The organism is Proteiniphilum sp., assembly GCF_040307845.1.
Taxonomy (GTDB): domain Bacteria; phylum Bacteroidota; class Bacteroidia; order Bacteroidales; family Dysgonomonadaceae; genus Proteiniphilum.
Genome location: NZ_JAWRIS010000036.1, coordinates 57,483 through 82,510, shown reverse-complemented (window position 1 = coordinate 82,510; position 25,028 = coordinate 57,483). Strand labels below are relative to the sequence as shown.

At 44.4% G+C, this 25,028-nt stretch carries 20 protein-coding genes and 3 riboswitches; of the genes, 18 read left to right on the top strand and 2 right to left on the bottom strand.

Annotation, left to right across the window (positions count from 1 at the left end; genetic code table 11):
• The first annotated feature begins 5 nt into the window (after window positions 1-5).
• The 14 genes from ABV001_RS08670 (at window position 6) to nrdF (ending at window position 16,291) form a co-directional block, all read left to right on the top strand.
• The gene (locus ABV001_RS08670) at window positions 6-434 is read left to right on the top strand and encodes a helix-turn-helix domain-containing protein (protein WP_352422430.1); all 429 of its coding nucleotides are present in this window, start codon (window positions 6-8) and stop codon (window positions 432-434) included.
• A 65-nt stretch (window positions 435-499) separates the two neighbouring features.
• A riboswitch (cobalamin riboswitch) is annotated at window positions 500-712 on the top strand.
• Window positions 713-909: 197 nt separating this feature from the next.
• Window positions 910-2,985 (top strand): TonB-dependent receptor, encoded by a 2,076-nt coding sequence (locus ABV001_RS08665; RefSeq protein ID WP_352422429.1) that lies wholly within the window; start codon window positions 910-912, stop codon window positions 2,983-2,985.
• A gap of 5 nt (window positions 2,986-2,990) precedes the next feature.
• Window positions 2,991-4,157 carry a YncE family protein gene (locus ABV001_RS08660; RefSeq protein WP_352422428.1) on the top strand — a complete coding sequence of 389 codons (1,167 nt, stop codon included), beginning with the start codon at window positions 2,991-2,993 and terminating at the stop codon, window positions 4,155-4,157.
• Window positions 4,154-5,380 (top strand): cell surface protein, encoded by a 1,227-nt coding sequence (locus tag ABV001_RS08655; protein WP_352422427.1) that lies wholly within the window; start codon window positions 4,154-4,156, stop codon window positions 5,378-5,380. Before ABV001_RS08660 ends, ABV001_RS08655 begins: the two co-directional genes overlap by 4 nt.
• Window positions 5,381-5,467: 87 nt before the next feature.
• Complete coding sequence (locus tag ABV001_RS08650) at window positions 5,468-7,006, top strand: fasciclin domain-containing protein (RefSeq protein ID WP_352422426.1); 1,539 nt, start codon at window positions 5,468-5,470, stop codon at window positions 7,004-7,006.
• A 131-nt stretch (window positions 7,007-7,137) separates the two neighbouring features.
• Window positions 7,138-8,454, top strand: coding sequence for a hypothetical protein (locus tag ABV001_RS08645; RefSeq protein WP_352422425.1), 1,317 nt, complete (start codon window positions 7,138-7,140; stop codon window positions 8,452-8,454).
• Between the two features lie 81 nt (window positions 8,455-8,535).
• Window positions 8,536-9,801, top strand: a complete 1,266-nt coding sequence (locus ABV001_RS08640; RefSeq protein WP_352422424.1) for a DUF5074 domain-containing protein — start codon at window positions 8,536-8,538, stop codon at window positions 9,799-9,801.
• A gap of 123 nt (window positions 9,802-9,924) precedes the next feature.
• The gene (locus tag ABV001_RS08635) at window positions 9,925-10,494 is read left to right on the top strand and encodes a DUF6580 family putative transport protein (protein WP_352422423.1); all 570 of its coding nucleotides are present in this window, start codon (window positions 9,925-9,927) and stop codon (window positions 10,492-10,494) included.
• 210 nt (window positions 10,495-10,704) lie between these two features.
• Window positions 10,705-11,331: a hypothetical protein gene (locus ABV001_RS08630; RefSeq protein WP_352422422.1), complete on the top strand. Its 627-nt coding sequence runs from the start codon at window positions 10,705-10,707 to the stop codon at window positions 11,329-11,331.
• A gap of 23 nt (window positions 11,332-11,354) precedes the next feature.
• On the top strand, window positions 11,355-11,558 hold the full coding sequence (locus tag ABV001_RS08625; protein ID WP_323425808.1) for a cysteine-rich CWC family protein: 204 nt from the start codon (window positions 11,355-11,357) through the stop codon (window positions 11,556-11,558).
• Window positions 11,559-11,798: 240 nt separating this feature from the next.
• Window positions 11,799-12,004: riboswitch (cobalamin riboswitch) on the top strand.
• A gap of 145 nt (window positions 12,005-12,149) precedes the next feature.
• Window positions 12,150-12,389 (top strand): thioredoxin family protein, encoded by a 240-nt coding sequence (locus ABV001_RS08620; RefSeq protein WP_352422421.1) that lies wholly within the window; start codon window positions 12,150-12,152, stop codon window positions 12,387-12,389.
• Window positions 12,386-12,775 (top strand): class Ib ribonucleoside-diphosphate reductase assembly flavoprotein NrdI, encoded by a 390-nt coding sequence (gene nrdI, locus ABV001_RS08615; protein ID WP_352422420.1) that lies wholly within the window; start codon window positions 12,386-12,388, stop codon window positions 12,773-12,775. Before ABV001_RS08620 ends, nrdI begins: the two co-directional genes overlap by 4 nt.
• Before the next feature lie 186 nt (window positions 12,776-12,961).
• The gene (gene nrdE / locus ABV001_RS08610) at window positions 12,962-15,052 is read left to right on the top strand and encodes a class 1b ribonucleoside-diphosphate reductase subunit alpha (RefSeq protein ID WP_352422419.1); all 2,091 of its coding nucleotides are present in this window, start codon (window positions 12,962-12,964) and stop codon (window positions 15,050-15,052) included.
• Window positions 15,053-15,295: 243 nt separating this feature from the next.
• Complete coding sequence (gene nrdF, locus ABV001_RS08605) at window positions 15,296-16,291, top strand: class 1b ribonucleoside-diphosphate reductase subunit beta (RefSeq protein ID WP_352422418.1); 996 nt, start codon at window positions 15,296-15,298, stop codon at window positions 16,289-16,291.
• 1 nt (window position 16,292) lies between these two features.
• On the opposite strand, the gene ABV001_RS08600 is transcribed toward nrdF, so the two are convergent.
• The gene (locus tag ABV001_RS08600; RefSeq protein WP_352422417.1) at window positions 16,293-17,543 is read right to left on the bottom strand and encodes a hypothetical protein; all 1,251 of its coding nucleotides are present in this window, start codon (window positions 17,541-17,543) and stop codon (window positions 16,293-16,295) included.
• On the bottom strand, window positions 17,464-17,751 hold the full coding sequence (locus ABV001_RS08595) for a hypothetical protein (RefSeq protein WP_352422416.1): 288 nt from the start codon (window positions 17,749-17,751) through the stop codon (window positions 17,464-17,466). Before ABV001_RS08595 ends, ABV001_RS08600 begins: the two co-directional genes overlap by 80 nt.
• A gap of 693 nt (window positions 17,752-18,444) precedes the next feature.
• Window positions 18,445-18,633, top strand: a riboswitch (cobalamin riboswitch).
• Window positions 18,634-18,792: 159 nt separating this feature from the next.
• Between ABV001_RS08595 and metE the strand changes: the two genes are divergently transcribed.
• The 4 genes from metE to ABV001_RS08575 all read left to right on the top strand — a co-directional run bounded on the left by metE (window position 18,793) and on the right by ABV001_RS08575 (window position 25,021).
• Complete coding sequence (metE, locus tag ABV001_RS08590) at window positions 18,793-21,084, top strand: 5-methyltetrahydropteroyltriglutamate--homocysteine S-methyltransferase (RefSeq protein ID WP_352422415.1); 2,292 nt, start codon at window positions 18,793-18,795, stop codon at window positions 21,082-21,084.
• A 27-nt stretch (window positions 21,085-21,111) separates the two neighbouring features.
• Entirely contained in the window at window positions 21,112-22,788 is a 1,677-nt protein-coding gene (locus ABV001_RS08585) for a putative transporter (RefSeq protein WP_352422414.1), read from the top strand.
• Between the two features lie 224 nt (window positions 22,789-23,012).
• On the top strand, window positions 23,013-24,521 hold the full coding sequence (accC, locus tag ABV001_RS08580; RefSeq protein ID WP_352422413.1) for an acetyl-CoA carboxylase biotin carboxylase subunit: 1,509 nt from the start codon (window positions 23,013-23,015) through the stop codon (window positions 24,519-24,521).
• The gene (locus ABV001_RS08575) at window positions 24,518-25,021 is read left to right on the top strand and encodes an acyl-CoA carboxylase biotin carboxyl carrier protein subunit (RefSeq protein WP_352422412.1); all 504 of its coding nucleotides are present in this window, start codon (window positions 24,518-24,520) and stop codon (window positions 25,019-25,021) included. Before accC ends, ABV001_RS08575 begins: the two co-directional genes overlap by 4 nt.
• Window positions 25,022-25,028 lie beyond the last annotated feature (7 nt).

The window sequence follows — 25,028 nt, the reverse complement described above, 5'->3', positions numbered from 1 at the left end:
TGAAAATGGAAACATTAAAATATACAGTAATAAAAGACCGGGGGCAATACGATAAATATTGCAATATTCTGGAGGAATTGATTATCCTGAATGAGAAAAAAACAGAAGATGAAATAGAATTTCTCTCTTTCTTAATTGAGAAATGGGATGAGGAGCATACCACCTTTAATGACGTGGATCCAGTTAAGTTGCTAAAGGCCTTGATGAAAGAACATACACTAAAAGCAAAAGATTTGGCCGATATTCTACATTTATCAAAAGGAACCGTTTCGAAAATATTGAATTACCATAAAGGATTATCAAAAGATACGATACGGAAACTCTCCGGCTATTTTAAAATGTCACAGGATGCATTTAACAGGCCTTATCCGTTGATTAATGGAGACAGGGTAGCCAGACGATCCCGCATTCCCGGTCGGATGAAATCAAGGTAGGCCATAATGAAGGCCTGATCTCTTTTTTTTAAAATTTATCAAACTAAATATAAAATAAAAACACTATCTTTGCGTCGAATTTTGGTGTCATTCACTTCAACGGCTTCGAAATGAATGATGAAAAGGGAATCAGGTGCAAATCCTGAACAGACCCGCTGCTGTAAGCTCCGCTTACGTGTCGGACAAATACCACAATGCCACTGTTCCAATAAAAAGGGATGGGAAGGCGTCCGGACACGGGAGTAAGTCAGAAGACCTGCCGGAATTTTTCATGTTCTTAAGCTTTCGGGGAGTAGAGCTGAAGACGCGTTGAGAAATCTTTCGTTTTTGTAATTTGTTTGGGTGCTTCTGTTATTTGTAGGTTTCTTATCAATTATCTTCAAACTTTTATTTTCTGCAAGCTATTTGACAACACTCAATTAGTTTAAAGATGTATTGTATCCAATTTTTGAGATTTTCCCCAAAAATCTTTTATATGCCAGTTGTCATGTTGGCTATAAACCTCTTTTTTTCACTCAATGTTTATACACAGGAATCAAAATCATCAATCACTATCATCAATAATGGTGTTGATTCCCTTTTACTACTTCGAGAAAGAGAAGTTGCAGACTCTTTATATCAACCGGGAGATATTCTTCTTGAAGATATTATAGTGATAGGGAAAAAAATTGAAAAGGATGTCATTCCTGCCCAAGTGATGACACTCCAGGATATTCAACGTTTAAATGCCCTCTCTGTGGCAGATGCTATCCGTTATTTTTCAGGTGTACAACTAAAAGATTATGGAGGAATAGCCGGACTAAAGACCATCAATATCCGTAGTATGGGAACAAACCATATGGGGGTATTCTATAACGGGATACAGCTTGGAAACGCGCAGAACGGACAGGTCGATTTAGGTAAATATTCTCTCGACAATATTGAAGAAATTTCCCTATATAATGGGCAGAAAAGTAATGTTTTCCAATCTGCCCGGGAATTTGGATCTGCAGGAACAATTTATCTGCAGTCCCGTGTGCCAAAATTTGAAGATGGCAAGACACATAATTTCAGGGCTTCACTCAGGACAGGCTCATTCGGCCTTGTCAATCCGGCTATTTTGATGGAGCAGAAAATCAATGATGATCTCAGCGTTTCTTTTAACGGTGAGTGGACCAATGCCACAGGCAGGTATAAATTCCGTTACCGTCGGCTGGATGTGTTGGGAGATGTGGCATACGATACAATTGCTATTCGAAGAAATGGGGATATCAATGCGACCCGTTTAGAGGCAAGTCTTGATGGAAAACTGCCTAGCCATGACGGTAAGTGGAAAATCCACGCGTACAATTATAATTCGGAACGTGGTGTCCCCGGTGCGATTGTCAATAACGTATGGCGTAATGGAGAAAGGATTTGGGATGTAAATTCATTCCTCCAGGGTTCAGCTGAGATGAATATTTCAAAACGATACAGAACCCGTCTTAATATCAAATATGCGGCAGACCAGACCCATTATATCAATAATGATTACCGCCTGATAACGATCGACAACCTGTATAAGCAAAAAGAGATTTATCTTTCCTCCGCCAATGTGTACAACTTGAAGGAGAACTGGGATATTTCCGCTTCGTATGATTTCCAATGGAATCGGCTTGAAGCCAACCTTAGGGATTTTCCTTTTCCGGAACGATTCACCCATTGGACGTCGTTGGCAACCTCCTATCAACATGATCGCTTCAGGGCACAGGCAAGTTTGCTAGGCACATTTATCAATGAAACAGTGGAACGGTTTGCCAAGCCACCGTCTAAAAGTGAATTTACACCGGCGCTATTTTCATCATACCGAATTTTGAGATATGAATCTCTCTGGATTCAGGCATTTTACAAAAAGATCTTCAGGATGCCAACCTTCAATGATTTGTATTATACGGATATGGGAAATGCCAACTTGAAGCCGGAATATGTGACACAGTACAATATAGGAATAAACTATACCAAAGACTTCAAACATGGGTTTTACCGCCATCTTAATTTACAGGTAGATGCATACTACAATGAGGTGACCGATAAAATTATCGCTTATCCCAAAGGGCAACAGTTCCGTTGGACTATGCTGAATTTGGGGGAAGTGGAGATTAAGGGGATAGATGTTTCGGCAATGAATACCTTTCAGATAGGAGAAGTGACGATCAACTCAAAGTTGCAGTATACTTACCAGAAGGCGCAAGATTTTACCAATCCGGCCGATACTTACTATGGCGATCAAATCCCCTATATACCCTGGCATAGTGGCTCGTTTATTGGGGGGGCCGATTGGAAAGGATGGTCTTTCAACTACAGCTTCATCTATGTGGGTGAAAGATATAATCAACAGGAAAATATCCGATATAACCATACACAGCCGTGGTACACCAATGACCTGTCATTGGCAAAAGTTTTGAAGTTGAAGAAGAATCTGATAAAAATTTCCTGTGAAGTAAACAACGTATTGAATCAGGATTACGATGTAATTCTAAACTACCCGATGCCGCTGCGGAATTATCGTGTATCAATGAGTATAGAAATTTGACAGGGATGAAACGCTTTATATATATCGTTTGTATTGTGCTGCTACCCCTGATGGGGTGTAGGGATATTGAACTGGTGCTCCCCACAGAGTACGACTTATTGCCTATTCCTGAAAATCACGAAGTGAACCCGGCCCGCATGTACCTGCTCAATGAAGGGAATATGGGAAGCAACAAGGCGAGCATCGATGTGGTGGATTTCAGGACCGGCATTTACAACAGGAATATTTATCCGGAGAAAAATCCTACCGTAGTAAAAGAACTGGGTGATGTCGGTAACGATATTCAAATATATCGGGGAAGATTATATGCGGTTATCAATTGTTCCCACAAGGTAGAAGTGATGGACGCGGCTACAGGAATAAGGATCATGCAATTTGAAATCCCCAATTGCAGGTATATCCGTTTCTATGGCAATTATGCTTACGTATCGTCTTATGTGGCACCGGTGAGGATCGATCCGGCAGCGCCACAAGGGGCTGTTTACAAGATAGATCTAAGAACCAACCGGATTGTATCGAAAATACTGGTCGGATTTCAACCCGAGGAACTGGAAATACGCGATGGGCTGATATTTGTCGCCAATTCGGGGGGATACCGTGCGCCGAACTATGACAATACGATTTCGGTGATAGATATCAACCGGAACAAGCAAGTAGCACAAATACCGGTAGCCATAAACCTGCACAGGCTTAAAGTGGATAAAAACGGTAAAATATGGGTTTCCTCACGGGGTGATTATAAATCGATCGGTTCTAATCTTTATGTGCTGAAGAAGACCGATAAAAGTCCATGGTCCTATGAAGTGGAGAAAACCATGGATATCCCATGTACCAATATGGCCCTCAAAGGTGATTCCCTTTATGTGTACAGTGTGGAATACAATCTTGAAACGCAAAAGAATACCGTTACTTATGGGATCATTGATGTAAACAAGATGGAACTGGTGAGTGACAGCTTCATTACCGACGGTACGGAGAATGAAATTGAAATACCCTATGGGATCGCCATTCACCCGGTAACCAATGAAATATTTGTTACCGATGCCAAAAACTATGTCTCAAGCGGCGTTTTACACTGCTATGGATCCGATGGCAGGAAAAGGTGGAGTGTCCGTACTGGAGACATACCGGCACATATGGCATTTTATAATGTAACCGAAGAATGGCAATGATAAAGACAAAAAAGATACTAAAACGAACAATCCTTTTTCTGACAATCTTTTTTTCAGCGTGTCAGACCGATGAACCAACGGTAAGCCTTGGATTAAGAGATCTATATATCTTACCCCGGATGCAGAAAGAGTGGCTGAACCCTGCATTTACCGGCCAAGGATATATGTGGACGGAAATTTTACCCGATGGACGTGATTCTTTGGTTTCCACAGAAAAGGACTACATATTCTTGAAGGAAAAACCGGGTACTTACAAGATGCGGTTTGAAATTATCGATCCCCTCAACTATATGAGGGAAGAGATCACGTTTGTAGTCGTTGAGGAACAAATAGAATATAAAGAGGGTATTGACAAAGTGTATGAATATGTTCCCGCCCCCGGACAGTTTATCAATAAAATTCCCGTATACGAGCCGGGAGATACGGAGGAGACCATGCGCCTAAAAGCGGAGGAAAGCCTCACGGGTGTAAATACAAGCGGGGTTAGCCTAGGTGCTTACGGGGGCTACATAACTTTTGGGTTCGACCATACGGTGATGAACATAAAGGGTCAGAGAGATTTTGAGGTATACGGAAACTCATTTTATTCTACCACCGGTGACAATGGAGGCAGCAATGAACCGGGAATCGTGTTGGTCTCGTTCGATGCCAATATGAACGGGATACCCGATGATGACTGGTATGAGCTTGCGGGCAGCGAATATTATAAAAAGGAGACGATCAAGGAATATGAAATTACTTATTTCAAGCCCGATCCCAACAAAATCCCAACACCTCATAAAACCGACACGTATCTGTCCGATACAACCTATATCAGATGGGATAGCAATCAGAATGACCATGGATATGTGAGTAAAAATGTTTTTCACGATCAGAGTTACTGGCCGCAATGGATAGATAAAGAGACGATAACTTTCAAAGGAACCAAGTTGGCGGATAATTATTATACCATATCCGGAGGCGTAACTTATTACATACAGGTTGCGTATGATTGGGGGTATGCGGATAATCATCCCAACGCTGCCGAAGATAAGGATGGAAACCGGTTGAGCTCTTTCGATATTGATTGGGCGGTAGATAAAAAAGGAAATAAGGTAAGACTCGCCGGCATTGATTTCATAAGAGTTTATACGGGCGTAAACCAATACTGCGGATGGTTGGGAGAAACATCCACCGAGATATATGGTGCAAGGAGCTTGCACGTAGGCTATACTTATAGATAAATATAGGTGATTCAAGCAATCATTCTAAATAAGAGAAATAGTCAGATAAAAATAGTTTTAAAAAAGTGTTTATTAAATTTTTACGTTATGAATGGAAAATTTTTGATTTTAAAAACATTGATCCTGTCGTTGCTGGTTGCCGGCTTTGCTTCTTGTTCGGATGATCCCGACAAGGAAGTGCTTACACCTGCGCAAAGTGAGCAAAAATTAATCTTGGCTGCGCTGGAATCAAGACCGGAGCTGTCCGAATTCACAGAGGCTTTCAGGTCACTTGACCTGGGTTCTTCCACGGCAACCGGATTTACCATCCTTGCCATAAAAAATGATGTAGCAGAAGGAGGTATTACCGCTGACATATTAAAAAGGCATATCCTGGAAAAAGCCTATACCCCATCCGCCCTCACCGAAGAAGGTAAAGTGAAGAGTCTGGGCGGAATTGAACTCGTAGTAAAAACAACCGAAGGGGTTGTCGCACTGAATAATGCTCCTATTGGCACCCATACGGTGATCGGTAACAGCACATTATACATTCTGGATGAGGTGATTCCGGCAGAGAACACCTTTTTGGGCTTGGCTCCGGAGTTTGCTGTCACCATCAGCAGGGTGGTAGCATTGCGACCGGAGGTGATAGACCTTGACAATGCTTCTTTCGAGTGGAAGCAAGAATTCGATGGCAATGAAAGTGTTGTTTCCAAAACACTGAATTACGACTTCATCACACTCGTTCCCGGAGAATATAAGTTGACTGTAATCGCAAAACAACCGAATGGGAAAACATTGAGTGCCACAACAACCATTACAGTTACAGAACCGGAAGAAGGTTTGAGTGCTTTCCCTAACAGGATATTTGATTTTACTCCCGCCCCGGGACAATACGTCACACTTTATGGTGATACCAAGGATCAAGCACTCAATACTGTTTTTGAACAATTGAAAGAAGGCAAAGGCAATGTCTATATGGGGGCTTTCGGGGGACAGATGGTCGTCGGTTTCGACCACACCATCATGAACAGGCCCGGTTTTTGCGATTTTACTACCAGATACGGGGGAGGCAATGCCTCACCGTCCATCATTTGGGTGGCTTACGATACAAATGGAAACGGAAAGCCCGATGACGACGAATGGTATGAAATCAAGGGGAGTGAATATGGTGGGGAAAATGACCTCGGCATACAGTCCTTCACTTACCAGACAACGAAATCGGATGGAGGTTTCCCCTGGACTACCCAGAGCGGTGAAGCAGGTCATGTACTCGATTCACCTCCTTTTGCCACCGTTGAAGTGGCAGCATGGTTAGCTTCCGAGCCGACATTTACATTGACCGGTCGTCAGTTGAAACCCAAAATCAAGGAAAATGACTTTTTCCTATCGGCTTTGCCTTTTGACTGGGGATATGCGGCCAGCCAGCCCAATAACAGCAAGCAGGCCGCCATTGATATCGACTGGGCGGTAGATGCAGAAGGAAATACAGTTCAATTGCCGGGTGTTGATTTTATCAAAGTGGTGAATGCCATTCAGGGCATGAGGCCGATGTCGGGTGAATACCGGTATCAGGTAACTTCTATCGAAGATCTCCATCTGCAAACCATAGAGATTACGACCGAAGAGGCACAATCTGCCAACTAAGGGATTGTAACGACGCTCTTTATTATAATGTGATTATATGATGAACTTTTGTTCCTTATATATGGAATCATAATGCAAGGGTATAAACAGGTACTCAAAAAGAGTACCTGTTTCTTTAAAGATTGATAAGTATGATGAAATTAAGGCACCTAAGGAACACATTGCTATTAGGCGTATTATTCCTGTTAACGGCAGTCGCTTGTAAAGACGAATTCCTGCGCGAAGACGTGGCAGAGTTAGAAAAGCAGGAGGAAAACAACGGAAATGAGGGAAGCAGTGACAATGACTATATCCGTGTGGTAGCCGATCCCGAGGTTGCCCTTGCCACCGCCAACTGCATCATGGCAATGCCCGGGGAGACCGTCTCGATACCCGTCGCAAAAGCTTTTGCGGTGTGGGAACAGAACCAGCAGCTTTTCGGTAAGAAGTTTTCTCCCGGTGGCGATTTGGGGGCCGTACTGATATGGGCCATCCCCAACGAACTGGTGGACACGGAACTGATGGAGATCACCGACTACGAGGATATCAACAAGGCCGCCATTCGGTTGAAGACAAAACCGGGAGCGAAAGGAAATGCCGTGATTGCCCTTACGGTGAATGGTGAAGTGCGCTGGAGCTGGCACCTATGGGTAACGGATTATGACCCGGGAGCAGATTTACAATTGAGCAACCTTCAAACGGGATCCAATAGTGTAGCGGGTGGCAATGTGTACCGTTATAAAAACAATGCAGGCGACAATATTTTTATGGACCGCAACCTTGGAGCCAACAGTGCCGATAAGACCAAGGGGAAAGAAACACACGGCATGTATTACCAGTGGGGAAAAAAAGACCCCTTACCCGGATTTGCCCCAAAGAATTATTACCCGGAATCCCCATTGGAGTTTCCCCCTCAATACCGTAAGAACAACCTGGCATACTCCATTGAATTTCCGGATGAATACATTGATGCGTTCCCGTCTGGAGATTGGTATAGTTATTACGATAAAGTATTCGACCATGATTTATGGGGTGGAGTGAGTGGGAAAAAGACCATTTATGATCCTTGCCCCGAAGGCTGGATGGTACCATTTTGGCCTTCAAAAATTACTGAAAACGGATGGAGTGACCTTTCGTATGAACTTTCTCCTTGGTATATCAGAGAACCTGAGAATCAATTTTTAAGTATAGGTTCTAATGTAGATATTGAATTTGAGTCACCGGTTCTGGGTTTTTATCCCGCAACCGGACATATGCTGGGGGAGGAAGTCTCAAAATATAGCGTAAACACATCTCTCTGGACGGCAAGTCCAATGATTTCACCCGATAGCCCCAATAAATTACTGGAGGAGAGTATTTTTATTAACGTGGGTTTAAATAACCATTTGCATGCCAGGCTTGAAGCTCGACCTTACGCCGCGAATGTCCGATGTGTACGATGTCTTGATGAAAGTAAAAATCTAAAGTAACGATACAGAATATCGAAAAAGACAGGATAGAAAATACAGTTTTACAGCTTATCATATATAACACTTAAAAAAAAGAAAACTATGAAACATTTATTTAAAAATTTTGGTTGGATATTTACGCTATCTGTATTCTTTTTTGCAGGTTGCCAACAGGACGAAGAGTTATTTTCGTCAGTTGAGAACAACGTAAATAACAGTGATTTGAGAAGCGCCAAGGCCGGATATGATTACCTGGCAAATATGGATGGCGTTTTTGTGTTATCGGAAGGCAATATGATGACTGAGAATGGAACACTTTCCTTTATTGATGGCTCTGTTTCCACTTTCCCTGCCACAAACTGGGTATATGGAAACCCGAGTACAGGAGCCATGGGAAATGTCTCCCAGGATTTGTTTATAGCCAATAACAAGATGTATGTGGTTTCTCAAAACGGTGACTCATATATATCTGGAGGAACTAAGCATATTCTCGTTCTTGACAATTATTTAGTAAAAACCAATGAATTTAATCCTGGCACCTATTTTCCAACCGGTTGGGGTGGAAATACACCTACTCATATAGCGATCAGTGGAAGTTCCATTTATGTAAGGACTAATAGTGGGGTGGTGATTACCAGTGAAACCACTTCAGGTTCAACACCTACATCTGTAAGCGGAATCACAAATCCTTCTCGGACCCGTATGGCAATGGTGCAGAATAGTGGAGTGAAGTATCTGTATGTGGGTTCAGAAAGTGGGGTTGTATATAGGATTAATACTTCTACAAATGCGGTTTCAAATATAACCGTACCGGGAAAAGTAGCCGGTTTAGTAGCCGTGCGTCGAAGTTCCAATACGGTACAGTATGTATATGCCCTCAGCATTCTGTCAAACACCCAGGCTGTTTTGTCGAAGATATCCGGAACGACAGTGCTATCCTCTGATACGATCACTTCTTCTTTCGATGCAAGCCTGTTTATTCCGTCTGTCGGCTTATGTTGCTATGCGGGTGGAGTACAGGATGTCCTCTATTTCAGGAGTAATGGTTGGAATCCTACGCAAATATTCAAGTATGCAATAACATCCGGGACAACCGGAACACTTAGTACGCTTTATACAATCCCCAGCGGGATCGATTCCAATGCCCAAATCATTTATGGTGATCTGGGAGTGGATCAGAATAACGGCGATGTATATTTCGGTTATGTAGGTAGTTGGGGGGCGTATGCCACCGTGAATGGCGTAGGACGTATTAAAGGGGGTAATCCTCTGACGATACAGGAATATAAAGCAAGTGCTACGGGCACAAGCAAGATTGATACACGTTTCACTGCAGGAATTTATTTTACAAGTGAATTTGATATGTAAACAAAGAATATCTATGATAAGCTGTAAAATTTTTTGTTCAGCATCCGGTATAAAAGCTCTTCCCATATGGAAACTGGTTCCGGTGTTTTGAGGAAAATATTATACAACAATATATTAATCATTATGGCTAAAAACAAAATAATCCTTCGTTTCAGCGTGATAACGCTGCTGATCCTGCTGGCCGCCTTGAGCCGGCTGATCCCCCACCCTGCCAACTTCGCTCCCATAGGCGGGATGGCATTATTTGGTGCGGCGTATTACAGTCGCCGTGCGTGGGCATTTGTGATTCCCGTCATTTCGATGTGGATCAGCGACCTGGTGTTGAATAACGTGGTATATGGCGCCTATTTCGATGGATTTGTATGGTTCTATAGAGGTGCATGGTTCACCTACGGCGCATTTATCCTGATCGTGCTGTTGGGGATATTCACCCTGCGGAAAATAAAAGTGCCGAACCTGCTGTTCTCCGCCTTGGGAGCATCCGTTATCTTCTTCCTGGTATCGAACTTCGGTGTCTGGTTCTCCGGCACCATGTACCCGAAAGATTTCGGCGGATTGATCGCATGCTACACTGCCGGCATACCGTTCTTCAAAAATACGGTGATGGGCGACCTGTTCTACACGGCTCTCCTTTTCGGCGCATTTGAACTGAGCGCGCGCCGCTTCCCGGTACTAAAAAAGGTGAACGCCTGACAGTAAATCTCCCGTCTTATCCTTTAACGAGGATAACATATAAGAAACCGGAGAACGTGTCAAAGTGAACCTTTGGCTGTTCTCCGGTTTTGTTTGTAATCACTTATCTCGTTAAAAAATCACTCAAAAGTAAACGTTTATATATACCTTTGTAAAAGACGTAGTTTTGTGGATAGTAGTATCGAACAATAAAGGACTGAAGTCAACACAATGAAAAAAATATTTCACCTATTCTTATTTTTATTTCTGCTAATGAATGGATTTGCACAGGATAATAACGGTTTTGAAAATGCGGTGCGCCGGGCGGTGGAGGAGCATATCCGGGAATATCCACAGTCTACGTTGAAAGACTTGTATAAAAACTTCTTTCAGGATGTTTATGGCCCGGGGCGTTTGCTTAATGATACGATAGCCGCTAAAAACTACCTGCTCAGAGAATTGGCATCCTATACTGAAATTGAGGGTAAGATAGCGGAGCCGACAGGACACAGGCACAATTTCTACAGGGTAAACCTGTCGGTGATTAAAAACAATCTCATCCCATTCGACCTGTTTTTTGATGCTTTCATGCAGAGTGCGAAAGATTTCAAGCCGGTCGATATTGAAGATTGGAAAAAAGAATGGCATCGGATAGAAGCCGTAATCCGCTTCATGCAATTGCCATTGACGGATTACGATAAAGAGAAAAATGAAATAATTGGACAGCTGAACCAGGGCAAATATATAGGTCACCACAGCCAGTTATTCAATGACAACTATAGGCCTCATTATCGCATCATCAGTACAAAAGTATATCATACTTTAATTCTTCCGGCTATTAATCGGAATGCAGATTAAGAGGATTCAAAAAAGCAAATACAATGGAAAAGAAATGTCCCCGCTGCGGAAATAAATTTGAATGCAAGCCCGACGATATTTTCTCGTGCGAATGCGCCGATATCTATATCCCGCCTAACCTGGCATTCCAAATCGATTCAATATATACCGAATGTATTTGTGCCAAATGCCTGAGAGAAATGATAGCGGAGTTTCATCAATCCAGGGCTGAAGGGAAAAAACAATAAAAAGAGAAGTAAAAACTGAAAAAGGAAATAGATTTTCCATGTATTACCCAAAGATACATGAAAATCAATTCAGATAAGCCCAAATGGGTAATTTTTTTGTAATATTCTTGTATTATAATTTTCAAAATGGAAAACTTCTTGAATTAAAATAATACCAAAGTTTTCTGTTCATATAAACTTTGTCGATATTCCATAGAAAATAAAATATCTTTTTAAGTATTAATCTCATTTTTTTATTCGATATTTGTTGCACGTTTTGGTGTTCCGGTCGGGAGGCCTCTCGATCGGGATGAAAAGGGAATCAGGTGTAAGTCCTGAACAGACCCCGCTGCTGTAAACTCATTCAAGTGTTTTCGCAATTCTTTTTGCCACTTTTATTTATTCGTAAAGGGAAGGCTGCCGGAAACAGAGTAAGTCAGAAGACCTGCCAAAACGGAAAATAAATTTTCTTTCGGGCTGACAAAGAAAATTGACTTTGTGATAATTTCAGACAATTCTATCTGATATTTATATATCAAATGTATGACAGGTTATGCCATACATGCGTATGTACATATATAGATTATTTACCAACATACAAAACAATTCAAAATGAGAAAAATCGTCAAATTCGAAAAAGAAGATTGCAATCCGTGCGTGATGGTATCACGCTTCCTTGAAAATAACAACGTTGTTTTTGAAGCAGTCAACCCGTTCAACAGTCCCGAATTGGCCATGCGGCATAAAGTGCGCTCCGTCCCCACGACGATACTGATCGATGGAAGCGAGGAATTGGCACGTATTGTGGGCTATGATCCGGAGAAGCTGAATATGATGGTCGCGCAGCTATGACCATTTATTGGGACAGCACGACGGGTAACGTGGAGCGTTTCGTACACAAGGTAGCGGCCAAAACCGGATGGCAATGCCTGAAAATAACCGGTCAATTGGTCGCATTAGAACTCGGTCACCTGATTACTTATACTACGAAGATTGGTCAGGTTCCGGAATCCACAGAACGGTTCATGCAGGCAAACCATCCTTTTATCCTCTCCGTCTCGTCGAGCGGAAATATGAACTGGGGTACCAATTTTGGCTTGGCAGCCGATAAGATTGCGGTAAAATATGGAATACCTCTATTGCTGAAGTTCGAATTGTCGGGGTTGGAACGGGATGTGAACGCTTTTATTGAAAAAGTCAATGCCTATAAGGCACAACAACAGATACAGGTTGTGTAAATAATAATTGCGGAGAAGAAATATAAAACGAGTATAAGTACCAATATGTTGATGTGATAATGTGATGATTTGAAAATTTCATGATTCTATAATTAATTGGTAATTGGTAATTGGTAATTGGTAATTGGTAATTAGTAATTGGTAATTAGTAATTAACCTTGGTTCTTGGCTCTAAAAAAAAATCAAATGAAAGTAAAAAACTGGATATTACTCAACAACCAGGTAATGGTGAAAAAGGACGATGAGTTTCAGTTCGAGAAGGACAAGGAAGCGGTGCGCTCCTACTTTCTCGAATATGTGAATAAAAATACCGTCTTCTTCTATACGCTGAAAGAAAAGATAGATTACCTGATCGAAAACAATTATTACGAGAACCTGCTGGAGTGGTATTCCTTTGAAGAGGTCAAACAGGTATACGATTTGATGTACCGGAAGAAATTCCGTTTCCCCTCCTATATCAGCGCGTTTAAGTTCTTCCAGAACTATGCCCTGCGGGATGACAGCGGCGAGAAATTCCTGGAACGGTATGAGGACCGCCTGGCGTGTGCAGCCCTCTATCTTGGTAGGGGCGATATCAACAAGTCGATGGAGTATGCCGAACTGTTTATCAACCAGGAATACCAACCCGCCACGCCTACCTTCCTGAATGCCGGCAAAAAACGGTCGGGAGAGCTGGTCTCCTGTTTTCTCGACGAGATTGGCGACAACCTGAACGGGATCGGTTATGCCATCAACTCCTCCATGAAGCTTTCCTCCATCGGCGGCGGCGTGTCACTCAATCTCTCCAAACTACGCGGACGCTCGGAAGCGATAAAAGGGGTGGAAGGGCGTGCCAGCGGAGTATTGCCGGTGATGAAATTGTTGGAAGATGTGTTCTCTTATGCCAACCAATTGGGACAGCGGCCCGGTGCCGGAGCGGTCTACCTGAATGTATTCCACTCCGACATCGAGGAATTCCTCGACTGTAAAAAAATCAACGTGGACGAGAAGGTGCGTATCAAATCGCTCTCCATCGGCGTGGTAGTGCCCGACAAGTTCATGGAGCTTGCCGAAAAGGATGAACCGTTCTATGTGTTCTATCCGCATACCGTCTATCAGGCGTATGGACAGTATCTTGACGATATGGACATCAATGAGATGTACACAGAACTGGTGGATAATCCCAAGGTAAGGAAGAAAAAGCTCAACGCCCGCATGATGCTGGTAAAGATCGCCCAGACGCAGAAGGAGAGTGGCTATCCTTACCTTTTCTTTAAGGATAACGCCAATCGTGAGCATGCACTAAAAGATATCGGTGAAGTGAAATTCTCCAACCTCTGCACCGAAATCATGCAGTTGTCGGAAGTATCGGAGATCAATGATTATTACGAGGAAGATGTGATCCGCCGCGGTATCTCCTGCAACCTGGGATCGCTGAATATCGTCACCGTGATGGACAACAAGCGGATCAAAGAGGCGGTAAAAACTGCGATCAGTTCCTTGACGGTAGTTTCGGATATTTCCAATATCGATATCGTTCCTTCCATCAAAAAAGCCAACGAGGAATTGCACAGCGTGGGATTGGGTGCGATGAACCTGCACGGGTTGTTTGCCAAGAATTTTATCGCGTACGAGAGTACAGAGGCACTCGACTTCTGCAATGTGTTCTTCATGATGATGAATTTCTACTCGCTGGAACGCTCCATGGAGATCGCCCGGGAAAAAGGGATCGTCTTCAAGGATTTCGATAAGTCGGAGTATGCCAAAGGTACCTATTTCGACAAATATACCGAACAGGAGTACCTGCCTAAAACCGATAAGGTGAAAGCGCTGTTCGAAGGGATTGAAATTCCGGGGATCGAAGAGTGGAAGGGCCTGAAGGAGCAGGTAATGCAACACGGGCTGTATCATGCCTACCGGCTGGCGATAGCGCCTAACCAATCGACCTCCTATATCATGAGTTCCACCGCTTCGGTAATGCCGGTGGTGGATACAATCGAGGTGCGCGAATATGGCGACAGTACATCGTTCTACCCGATGCCCTACCTCACCAACGATAATTATTTCTTCTACAAATCGGCGTATGACATGGACCAGATGAAGGTAATCAGGCTGATCTCGGTGATCCAGCGCCACGTGGACCAGGGCATATCGACCATACTGCATACCAAGAGCAGCCATACCACCCGCGACCTGGCAAGGTATTATATCTATGCCCATAAAGCGGGATTGAAATCATTGTATTATACCCGGACAAGAAAAACAACCGTCGAAGACTGTATCTCCTGCTCGGTGTAATTGAACAATAAAAAACACAGGTATTTTTGGAATATGTATCCGACTAAAGCGGAGACCTTTTAGATATTTTGTGGGGACCCATAGCTCGAAGTGAGTGTAAAAAGAGTAGTTGTTTGAGCGAAGCGAGTTATACTCTTTTAGCAAACAAGAGCTAAAATGGGTCACAAAATATCGGCAGTCGGAAGATTTAGTCGGATACATACCACAGCAAGAAGAACATAAGAAATCAAATAATCAAAAATAATGAAACAATTTAAAGCCGTCAACTGGAATACTCCCGAGAACGACTATGTGGAGATGTTCTGGGAACAAAACCTGAAACAGTTCTGGATCGACACCGAATACATCCCCTCGAAAGATATTGACTCCTGGAAGTCACTTTCACCCGAATTGCGTGAAGCCTATAAAAAAGCACTGGGCGGACTCACCCTGCTCGACACCCTGCAAAGCCATACCGGCATGCCAAAAGTGATCGACCATATCGAGGGATTGCAAAACAAATCGGTACTCTCCTATATGTGCATGATGGAGTCTATTCACGCCAAATCCTATTCCACCATCTTCACCACGGTGGCGTCCACCACCGAAATAGATGCCATTTTCGAATGGGCATCCACCAACGAGCAACTCCAGTTCAAAGCCAAAACGATTGATAGCTATTACCGCAAGCTCGACAAGGATAATGTATCGCAAGAAGAGGTCTATATGGCATTGGTCGCTTCGGTGATGCTTGAGACCTTCCTGTTCTACAGCGGTTTCTTCCTTCCCCTGTGGCTGGCCGGACAAGGGCAGATGGTGGCCAGTTGCGATATCATCAAAAAGATCATTGCCGACGAGTCGATCCACGGCGTGTTTGTCGGCTTGCTGGCACAGGAGATATTCAACACTTTTAGCGAAAAGAAAAAGGAAAAACTCAAAGCCGAACTGCTCTCAATGATGGATATGCTCTACGAGAACGAGATGAAATATACCGACCATGTTTACAGCGATGTAGGCCTTGGGGCTGAAGTAAAGGAATATATCCGTTACAACGGTAACAAGGCGTTGATGAATCTCGGCTTCGATCCTCGTTACGAGGTCAACGAGGTGAATCCCATCGTGCTGAACGGGCTAAATGTGGAAACGACACAACACGATTTCTTTTCCAAAAAATCGACCAACTACGAAAAAACCCTCGAGGTGGTACATCTTCACGACGAGGATTTCGACATGAAAAAAGAATTGGAGATGGCTTTTTAATTTACTCACTAACGTAAGGATTTATGTCAAAAGCTATTCCACCATTACCGCGTGTCAACAGTTTATTGTTAAACATTTTACAGGTTGTTTCATCGCTTCTTATTTTAAATATCGTTTCCGTTAAATTATTGATTTTACAAACCCTCAATGAATCATTTTGATAATAAAGCAGATTCATGCTTGCAGGGTCAATATTGCACAGCGCAACTCCGGTTTCCGGTACATCCAGTTTCTGGATAATATTGAAATCAGGAATGTGTCTTAATTCAAAATTCGAACCGACTCTCAGAAGAAGATTGTCAGGTTGAGAAGGTACAAACATGGCTCCTTTATAGTGCCTTGTGTCAGTATAGAGCAGATTTGTGGTTGTTCCGTCAATCTCGAATACTTCTATTCCATTTTCCGACGAAGCACAAAAATATTGCCCGTTTTCAGATACGGAAACAAGATCGGGAATATCGTATATTGTGTTATATGTGAATGGAAATTGAAATATTTTTTCTCCTGTCAGGGTATTAAAAACAAGACAGGTGTTGGAACTTTTCTGCACGACAAAAAATCTATCATTGCTTGTTAAGGCTGCTAAACGAGTTTGTACGCTGCCAGGTAATGGTTTGATGATGATTGGATCTGCAAAACGACTGTCAGAAAAAATCCTGGTCTCTTCACCGGTCATCGCGGCAACCGTTGAATTATGAGGAGCAGAGGATATTTTCCCGCCATATATAAGTCCCCAGGGATTACCAATAATCGATACCGAGTTTATCTTTTGCAAAGTTGTCGCGTTAAAAGCGACCAAATCATCGTAACTACTCGTATATATGATGTTGTCAGCGCTGTTATACGCATATAGTGGCCAATTGGGAATATCCAGGAAAATTCCTTGACAGAAGTTTCCATAAGCAGTTTTATTATTATGTAAGTTGTCATATTCGGCTATTTGCGGTTTAATTTTCAACTTAAATTGACGGGTTTTACCCCACAATTGAGGAATGGTAATGGTGGTATCTTGTATGGCGGAGGCAATGGTATTTGTATCATCGGTAACAATGTTAAACCGGCCGTTCGCAAAGGGTTTATCCCAATACACACGAAGTTTATCAAGTCCCAGATCTTCAAAGTATACAGTTGGAATTGGCGTATCTATTGAAAGTGTTTGATGAAATACCGCACTATCCTTGAGTTGTGTTTTTACTGCGTATACTGCATATCCACACACATAACCATAATCCACAACGGTAATCCACTTCAAACCGGTCCTGAGGATTATGTATAACGCGGATATTCCATGATAATTCTCCCGCATATCCCTCCAGTCCCATCATGTCGGCTAAACTGCCTGTGCCGGAAGTAAAAGTGGCACCTATCGTCAATTTATGTACTCCTTCATCCACATGGTCTGGATAGAATATAAAACCTGAAGGTCTGTCCCACACATTCATAGGTTCTTCTCCATCCAATAAAACTATTATTTGTTTTAAATCTTTTGGAGAATTTATCTTTATCGAGAATGAAGTGGGCTGATATAAGTATATTGTATCGGAAGGATTAACGTCATTCAATGAGATCTCAATAGCTATCTGATCCTCGGGAGGGGTTAAATCCAGGAAATTATTACCGCTTGGTTCGTACTCACAAGCCACAAACAATACTATTGTGGCTAATAGTATAAAATTCAACTTATTCATCGTGAAATTTCATTTTAGTGGTAAAATAAGATAATCCCTCCGTATAGACGAAGCCCATTCCATTTTGATTCAATTTGTGTTTTTTGTCCCGATAGCTTTATTTTACCCCGGAAATCGAATTCATAACCTCCTCCCAGTGAGAAGTGCAACCAATCAGTGAAGCGATAATTAACTCCAATTGTAGGTTCGAGATAGATGCCGGCACCTTTCAACTTTGTGTTTTCTAAAGAAAAGTTTTTTTACCATCCTGTTTAACACGGTAGTGTGCATGTTTGTAGTGAAAAAAAGTCAGGCACTCAAAAAGGACTTTTCCGTGGACGAAAATAGAATAAAACAATCATAAAACCTATTATTTTCCGGATTATTTTTTCTTACTCCCATTAGAAACAAACATGTCGATGTAAGTTTTATATCGAAGATTTCGACTTTTTCCCTATCTTTGCCGGACAAAAGTTCTTTTTATCATTTCTTCAACCGGTAAGGTGCCCCCTAAAAAGGGATAATAGGGAACCACGTGAAAATCGTGGACTGTCGCGCAACTGTAAGCACGGCCAAAGTTTCCGCCCATAACAATCCACTGTCCCGATCAATCGGGGTGGGAAGGATGGCGGCAATCGTGCAAGTCAGGAGACCTGCCTTTATTCGGATTGACAATGCTTCGCGATAAAAGTATGGTCTGGCTCATCAGTTTCTCCCTGTTAAGGGAAAAAGTACCCCTGCATTTACTCCATCCTTTTTATCGGCTGTCGCATTGCGAAAGTTCGGAAAAGACTTTTAGCTTCATGGGTTATTCACTTTAAAAAGTTAAAAGCGATGCAAACTAACATTCTTGGCTACCCGCGGATCGGTAGCCGGCGCGAACTGAAAAAAGCCTGCGAAAACTTCTGGGCGGGCAACATCACCGAAGAGGAACTCCTCAAAGCAGGAGCCTCTATCAGACAACAAAATTGGACGCTACAGAAAGAGTCGGGCATAGACCTTGTCCCGTCGAATGATTTCTCTTTCTACGACCAGGTACTGGATACTACACTGACGGTTGGCGCCATTCCTGCCCGTTATGCTTCGCTGCAAAACGACAGGATGGCGCTTTATTTTGCCATGGCACGCGGTTACCAGCGCGAAGGCAAAGACATCACCGCAATGGAGATGACCAAGTGGTTCGACACGAACTATCACTATATTGTCCCTGAATTTGCCCGATCACAAGACTTTTTCCTCTTTTACAACAAGGCGCTCGAAGAGTACAGGGAAGGGAAAGCACAGGGTATCGAAACCAAGCCGGTACTGCTCGGACCGGTCTCCTATCTCTTGTCGGGTAAGGAGAAAGAAGCCGGGTTCCACCGGCTGGAGTTGTTGGAACGGTTACTGCCTGTATATATCGAATTACTCAAAGAATTGGAAGAGGCCGGAGCGGTATGGGTGCAACTCGACGAACCATTTCTGGTAACCGATATCGACGAAAAAACAAAAAAAGCATATACCGAAGCCTACGACGCCATCAGAAAAGCTTGTCCACGGTTAAAACTGCTGATCGCTACCTACTTCGAGGGATTGAGGGAGAACATGCCGCTGGCGGTGCAACTTCCGGCGGATGCGCTGCATATCGATCTGGTACGTGCCCCGTCTCAACTGGATGATGTGTTGGCGCAACTGCCGGCGGACAAGGTACTTTCATTGGGCGTGGTGGATGGCCGCAATATCTGGAAGAACGACTTTGACCAATCATTGGTGATGATCGGAAAAGCGATCGGAAAACTCGGTGCCGGGCGGGTGATGATCGCCGGGTCATCGTCGTTCCTGCACGTACCCTACGACCTCGACCTGGAAACGGACGAAGAGGCGCTTACACCCGAAATAAAACAATGGATGGCTTTCGCCAGGCAAAAAGCGGAAGAACTGGCATTGTTAAAGAAACTGGCGGAAGGAGACCGGTCCCTTCTGTCCAAATTGGACGAGAACCGCCGGGCGATGGAGAACAAACGTACCTCTCCGCTGATCCATAACAGAAAGGTGGAGGAACGTTGTGCCGCCGTATCGGAGAACGATGCCAAACGAAAAAGTCCGTTCCCGGTGAGGAAGAAACTACAACAACAGGAATTGCAGCTTCCTTCTTATCCCACTACCACCATCGGCTCTTTCCCGCAGACGAAAGAGGTGCGATCCTGGCGGGCAAAATTCAAAAAGGGAGAGCTGTCGGCGGAAGAATACGACCGGCTGCTGAAATCCGAAACAAAAAAAACCATCGAATGGCAGGAACGGATCGGCCTGGATGTACTGGTACACGGCGAGTTTGAGCGAAACGATATGGTAGAATACTTCGGCGAGCAACTCGATGGCTTCGCCTTTACCCGGTTCGGCTGGGTGCAGAGCTACGGCTCACGGTGCGTGAAGCCGCCCGTTATTTATGGGGATGTATCCCGCCCCCATCCTATGACCCTCTATTGGGCAAACTACGCACAGTCGCTTACAACCAGACCGGTGAAAGGGATGCTCACCGGGCCGGTCACCATCCTGCAATGGTCGTTCGTGAGAAACGACCAGGAACGCTCCAAAACCTGTCTACAGATAGCCTTGTCCATCCGCGATGAAGTGTGTGATCTCGAACAGGCCGGCATCAGGGTCATCCAGATCGATGAACCGGCGATCAGGGAAGGGCTGCCGATCCGGCGGAACGACTGGAAAAGCTATCTCGACTGGGCTGTAAGATCATTCTGCATTGCCTCCACGGGCGTAGAAGACAAGACCCAGATCCATACACACATGTGCTATTCTGAATTCAACGATATCATCGAACACATCGCATTGATGGATGCCGATGTGATCACCATAGAATGTTCCCGTTCACAAATGGAACTGCTGGACGCCTTTGTCCGTTTCAGCTACCCGAACGATATCGGTCCCGGCGTGTATGATATCCACTCGCCGCGTGTGCCGACTGTAGATGAGATCGTTGACCTGCTGAAAGAAGCCGCCCGCGTTATTCCGCAGGAGCAGCTATGGGTCAATCCCGACTGCGGGTTGAAAACACGGGGCTGGAAAGAGACGGAGGAGTCACTGATAAGGATGGTGAAAGCTGCCCGGCTGATGCGGGAGCAATTGGCATAAATCCACTATTGAAGAGGTAAATAGTATATGGAGTGGTTTTATTCGCTTCTTTTTGAGGATGGTATTGCCCATACCATCCTTCTGTACGCGTTGATTATCTCCGCGGGAATCGCATTGGGGAAGGTCAAAATATTCGGTATCTCACTGGGTGTGACCTTTGTATTGTTTGTCGGCTTGTTTATCGGACACCTCGGGTTTGACGCCAACCATGATATCGTCCATTTCATGCGGGAGTTCGGATTGATACTGTTCATTTTTTCCATCGGCCTGCAAGTCGGTCCCGGTTTTTTCTCCTCCTTTAAAAAAGGTGGGATGAAGATGAACCTGCTGGCCGTGTCGGTGGTGTTGCTCGGCGTGGGAATCGCGGTCGGACTCTATTATATGCTCGAAGGAAGGGTATCGATGCCGATGATGGTCGGCGTACTGTCGGGGGCAGTCACCAATACGCCCGGCCTGGGTGCGGCACAGGAGACATTGCGGCAACTGTCGGAGTCGGGGGTAATCGCTGAAGCGCCCCAGATTGCTCTGGGATATGCCGTCGCCTACCCTCTGGGAGTAACGGGCATCATTTTGTCACTTATCGTGATCCGCCTTGTTTTCAAAATCGACCTGAAGAAAGAGAATCAAATGATCAAAGAGGTAAACGAATCGCAATCGGAGAAAATCGAGTTTCTGACCATCAGGCTGATGAATAAACATTTTGACGGGAAAAAACTGCACGACATCAAACAACTCGTCGGGCGGAGTTTTATCGTATCACGGATGATGCGTGATGAAAACTATTCCGTCCCGGTAGGCAATACCCTATTGAAACAGGGCGATATTCTTTTTGTAATCACCTCCAACATCGCTGCCGAAGCGGTGACGGCGTTCCTGGGAGAGCTGACCGAACTGGACTGGAAAGCGTCGGACAAAGTGCTGATCTCACGCCGGATTGTGGTCACACAGAATAAAATCAACGGGAAAACGGTGGGTGACCTGCATCTACGCTCCATATTGGGCGCAAATATCACACGCGTCCACCGTGCGGGTATCGACCTGCTTGCTACGCCGAATCTGGTGCTGCAGGTAGGGGACAAAGTGACGGTCGTGGGTGAAGTGGATGCTATCAAAAAAGTGGAGGACCTGCTGGGGAATACCTTGAAACGATTGGATCATCCCAATATCGCCACTATTTTTATAGGGATCGTACTGGGAGTATTGGTCGGAAGTATCCCTTTCACAATTCCCGGCATCCCGATGCCGGTCAGGTTAGGCCTGGCGGGTGGCCCACTGGTGGTGGCTATCCTTTTGGGCAGGTTCGGTTATAAGATCGGACTGATCACTTATACCACCCTAAGCGCCAATCTGATGTTGAGGGAGATCGGTATCGCCCTCTTCCTGGCGAGTGTGGGCCTCACCGCTGGAGGAAAGTTTGTGGAAACGGCTATTTCCGCCGACGGGCTGCTCTGGGTGGCCTGCGGTTTTGCGATTACCACGCTTCCGTTATTGATCACCGGAATCATCGGCAAGAAAATATTCCGCCTCGATTATTTTGCCTTGATAGGATTACTGTCAGGCAGTATGACCGATCCACCCGCATTGGCCTATTCTAATTCCATATCGGACAATGATGCGCCGGCTGTGAGCTATTCCACTGTTTATCCGCTGACGATGTTCCTCCGCGTGATTTCAGCGCAGATATTGATCCTGCTGTTCATATGAAGAAACATTTCCAACTAAAGCAAGGACCTTTAGATGTTTTGTGCGGTATCTATAACCTGCAAGAAACGTAAAAAAGAGAGCTATAACTATATTGTTTTCAACCGAATTGAGTGCGACGGAGAACAAATAGCAGAAAAATTTGTTTTGAATTATGCACATTTGGGAAATTAGTGGGAGAATCAAGCGTAAAGGATTGTAAGGTGTAATTCCATTTTTTTATAATAATGATACAGAAGATTTTAATAGCAAACCGGGGGGAAATTGCCGTACGTGTGATGCGCACCTGTAAGGAGATGGGTATCCGCACCGTGGCTGTCTATTCAGAGGCTGACCGGACGTCAAGGCATGTCTCTTATGCCGACGAAGCGGTATGTATCGGCCTGGCTTCTTCACAAGAGAGCTATCTCAACGCCGATAAGATCATCAAAGCCGCAAAACAGTTCAAGGCGGACGCTATACATCCCGGCTATGGGTTTCTGAGTGAAAATGCCGACTTTGCACGCCGCTGTAAGGAAGAAGGCATCATCTTCATCGGTCCGTCGGCAGAAAGCATCGAAGCCATGGGCGATAAGATATCGGCCCGCCGGACAATGATAAAGGCCAAAGTGCCTGTGGTGCCCGGCACATCGGAAGACCTGAAGCCGAGAGACCTGTTCCGTGTATGCCGTAAAATAGGACTTCCTGTGATTATTAAAGCCACTGCGGGCGGTGGCGGGAAAGGTATGCGGTTAGTCTATGAGGAAAAGCAGTTGCAGGAAGCTTATGAAGCGGCCAAATCTGAGGCAAGGGCTTCGTTCGGTAATGATTCGGTCTATATCGAAAAGTATATCGAATCTCCTCACCATATTGAGATACAGTTTCTGGGAGACTCTCACGGGAATGTGATACATCTGTTCGACCGCGAATGCTCAGTACAACGGCGTCATCAGAAAATCGTGGAGGAAAGTCCCTCTCCCTTTATCGATGAGAAGACCCGCCTGGCAATGGGGGCGATCGCTGTCAAAGCTGCCAAATCTATCGGTTATGTTGGGGCAGGTACCATTGAATTCCTGGTGGACGGCGATATGAATTTCTACTTCCTGGAAATGAATACCCGTCTTCAGGTGGAACACCCTATTACCGAGGAAGTATTGGGTGTGGATCTGGTAAAGGAGCAGATACATATCGCCAACGGAAAAAAACTGCGCTTGCGTCAGAAGCAGTTACACCAGCGCGGACATGCTATCGAGTGCCGTATATGTGCCGAAGATCCCGAAAACAACTTCGCACCATCGCCGGGTATTATCCGGCATATCCAGACACCCGAAGGCATAGGCGTACGGGTAGACAGTTTTATATATGACGGGTATGAAATCCCGGTCTATTACGACTCGATGCTTGGCAAACTGATCGTTTGGGCAACCAGTCGCGTCTATGCACTGGAACGTATGCGCCGCGTGTTGTACGAATATAAGATCACTGGGGTAAAGACCAATATCGACTACCTCCGCCGTATTATGGATACGCGTGACTTTGTGAAGGGAAATTATACCACGCATTTTATCGAGGACAACAGTAAAAAGTTGCAGGAAAGCGCCAGGTATGACAATGAGATAGAAGATATGGCCATCATCGCTGCTTATATAGATTATATAGTGAACAGCAACGATGCACCTTCATCCTCGCCGGCCGATAATCTTCCCATAAGCCGATGGCGTGCTTTTGGAAAGCAAAAAGGAGTTTTGAGAATATGAAAGCTAAAATAGACAACAGGACATGTGAGGTGGAACTGCTATCCAAGGATGGAAACAGGGTGGAGATCTCAGTGGACGGAAAAATATACGATATCGATGTGGTCATGTCGGAGAACGGATTCTGTTCTATTCTCCACGACGGACGTTCTTACAATGCGGAATCGGTACGCCACTCGGATGGAAAATACACCATCACCACTAATTTCAGATATTTCGGTATAGAGCTTTCAAACCCGCAGAAAAAATATTTGAGGGGACGACAAGCTGCCGTAGAAGAGGCACAGGAAACCATCACCTCCCCTATGCCGGGCAAAATCATTAAAATAATGGTTTCCGAAGATATGGAAGTGAAACAGGGTGATCCCCTTATTGTGGTGGAAGCCATGAAGATGCAGAGCACCTATACGGCTGCCCAGAATGCCGTTGTGGAGAAGATCCATGTGGAGGAAGGCGACTCGGTGGCCCGGGATCAGTTACTTATATCTTTTAAAACAAACTAAAACAGCA

Excerpts from the sequence above, each read along its gene's own strand:
- ABV001_RS08670 (WP_352422430.1), top strand. The coding sequence starts at position 6 with ATGGAAACATTAAAATATACAGTAATAAAAGACCGGGGGCAATACGAT.
- ABV001_RS08665 (WP_352422429.1), top strand. The coding sequence starts at position 910 with ATGCCAGTTGTCATGTTGGCTATAAACCTCTTTTTTTCACTCAATGTT.
- ABV001_RS08660 (WP_352422428.1), top strand. The coding sequence starts at position 2,991 with ATGAAACGCTTTATATATATCGTTTGTATTGTGCTGCTACCCCTGATG.
- ABV001_RS08655 (WP_352422427.1), top strand. The coding sequence starts at position 4,154 with ATGATAAAGACAAAAAAGATACTAAAACGAACAATCCTTTTTCTGACA.
- ABV001_RS08650 (WP_352422426.1), top strand. The coding sequence starts at position 5,468 with ATGAATGGAAAATTTTTGATTTTAAAAACATTGATCCTGTCGTTGCTG.
- ABV001_RS08645 (WP_352422425.1), top strand. The coding sequence starts at position 7,138 with ATGATGAAATTAAGGCACCTAAGGAACACATTGCTATTAGGCGTATTA.
- ABV001_RS08640 (WP_352422424.1), top strand. The coding sequence starts at position 8,536 with ATGAAACATTTATTTAAAAATTTTGGTTGGATATTTACGCTATCTGTA.
- ABV001_RS08635 (WP_352422423.1), top strand. The coding sequence starts at position 9,925 with ATGGCTAAAAACAAAATAATCCTTCGTTTCAGCGTGATAACGCTGCTG.
- ABV001_RS08630 (WP_352422422.1), top strand. The coding sequence starts at position 10,705 with ATGAAAAAAATATTTCACCTATTCTTATTTTTATTTCTGCTAATGAAT.
- ABV001_RS08625 (WP_323425808.1), top strand. The coding sequence starts at position 11,355 with ATGGAAAAGAAATGTCCCCGCTGCGGAAATAAATTTGAATGCAAGCCC.
- ABV001_RS08620 (WP_352422421.1), top strand. The coding sequence starts at position 12,150 with ATGAGAAAAATCGTCAAATTCGAAAAAGAAGATTGCAATCCGTGCGTG.
- nrdI (WP_352422420.1), top strand. The coding sequence starts at position 12,386 with ATGACCATTTATTGGGACAGCACGACGGGTAACGTGGAGCGTTTCGTA.
- nrdE (WP_352422419.1), top strand. The coding sequence starts at position 12,962 with ATGAAAGTAAAAAACTGGATATTACTCAACAACCAGGTAATGGTGAAA.
- nrdF (WP_352422418.1), top strand. The coding sequence starts at position 15,296 with ATGAAACAATTTAAAGCCGTCAACTGGAATACTCCCGAGAACGACTAT.
- metE (WP_352422415.1), top strand. The coding sequence starts at position 18,793 with ATGCAAACTAACATTCTTGGCTACCCGCGGATCGGTAGCCGGCGCGAA.
- ABV001_RS08585 (WP_352422414.1), top strand. The coding sequence starts at position 21,112 with ATGGAGTGGTTTTATTCGCTTCTTTTTGAGGATGGTATTGCCCATACC.
- accC (WP_352422413.1), top strand. The coding sequence starts at position 23,013 with ATGATACAGAAGATTTTAATAGCAAACCGGGGGGAAATTGCCGTACGT.
- ABV001_RS08575 (WP_352422412.1), top strand. The coding sequence starts at position 24,518 with ATGAAAGCTAAAATAGACAACAGGACATGTGAGGTGGAACTGCTATCC.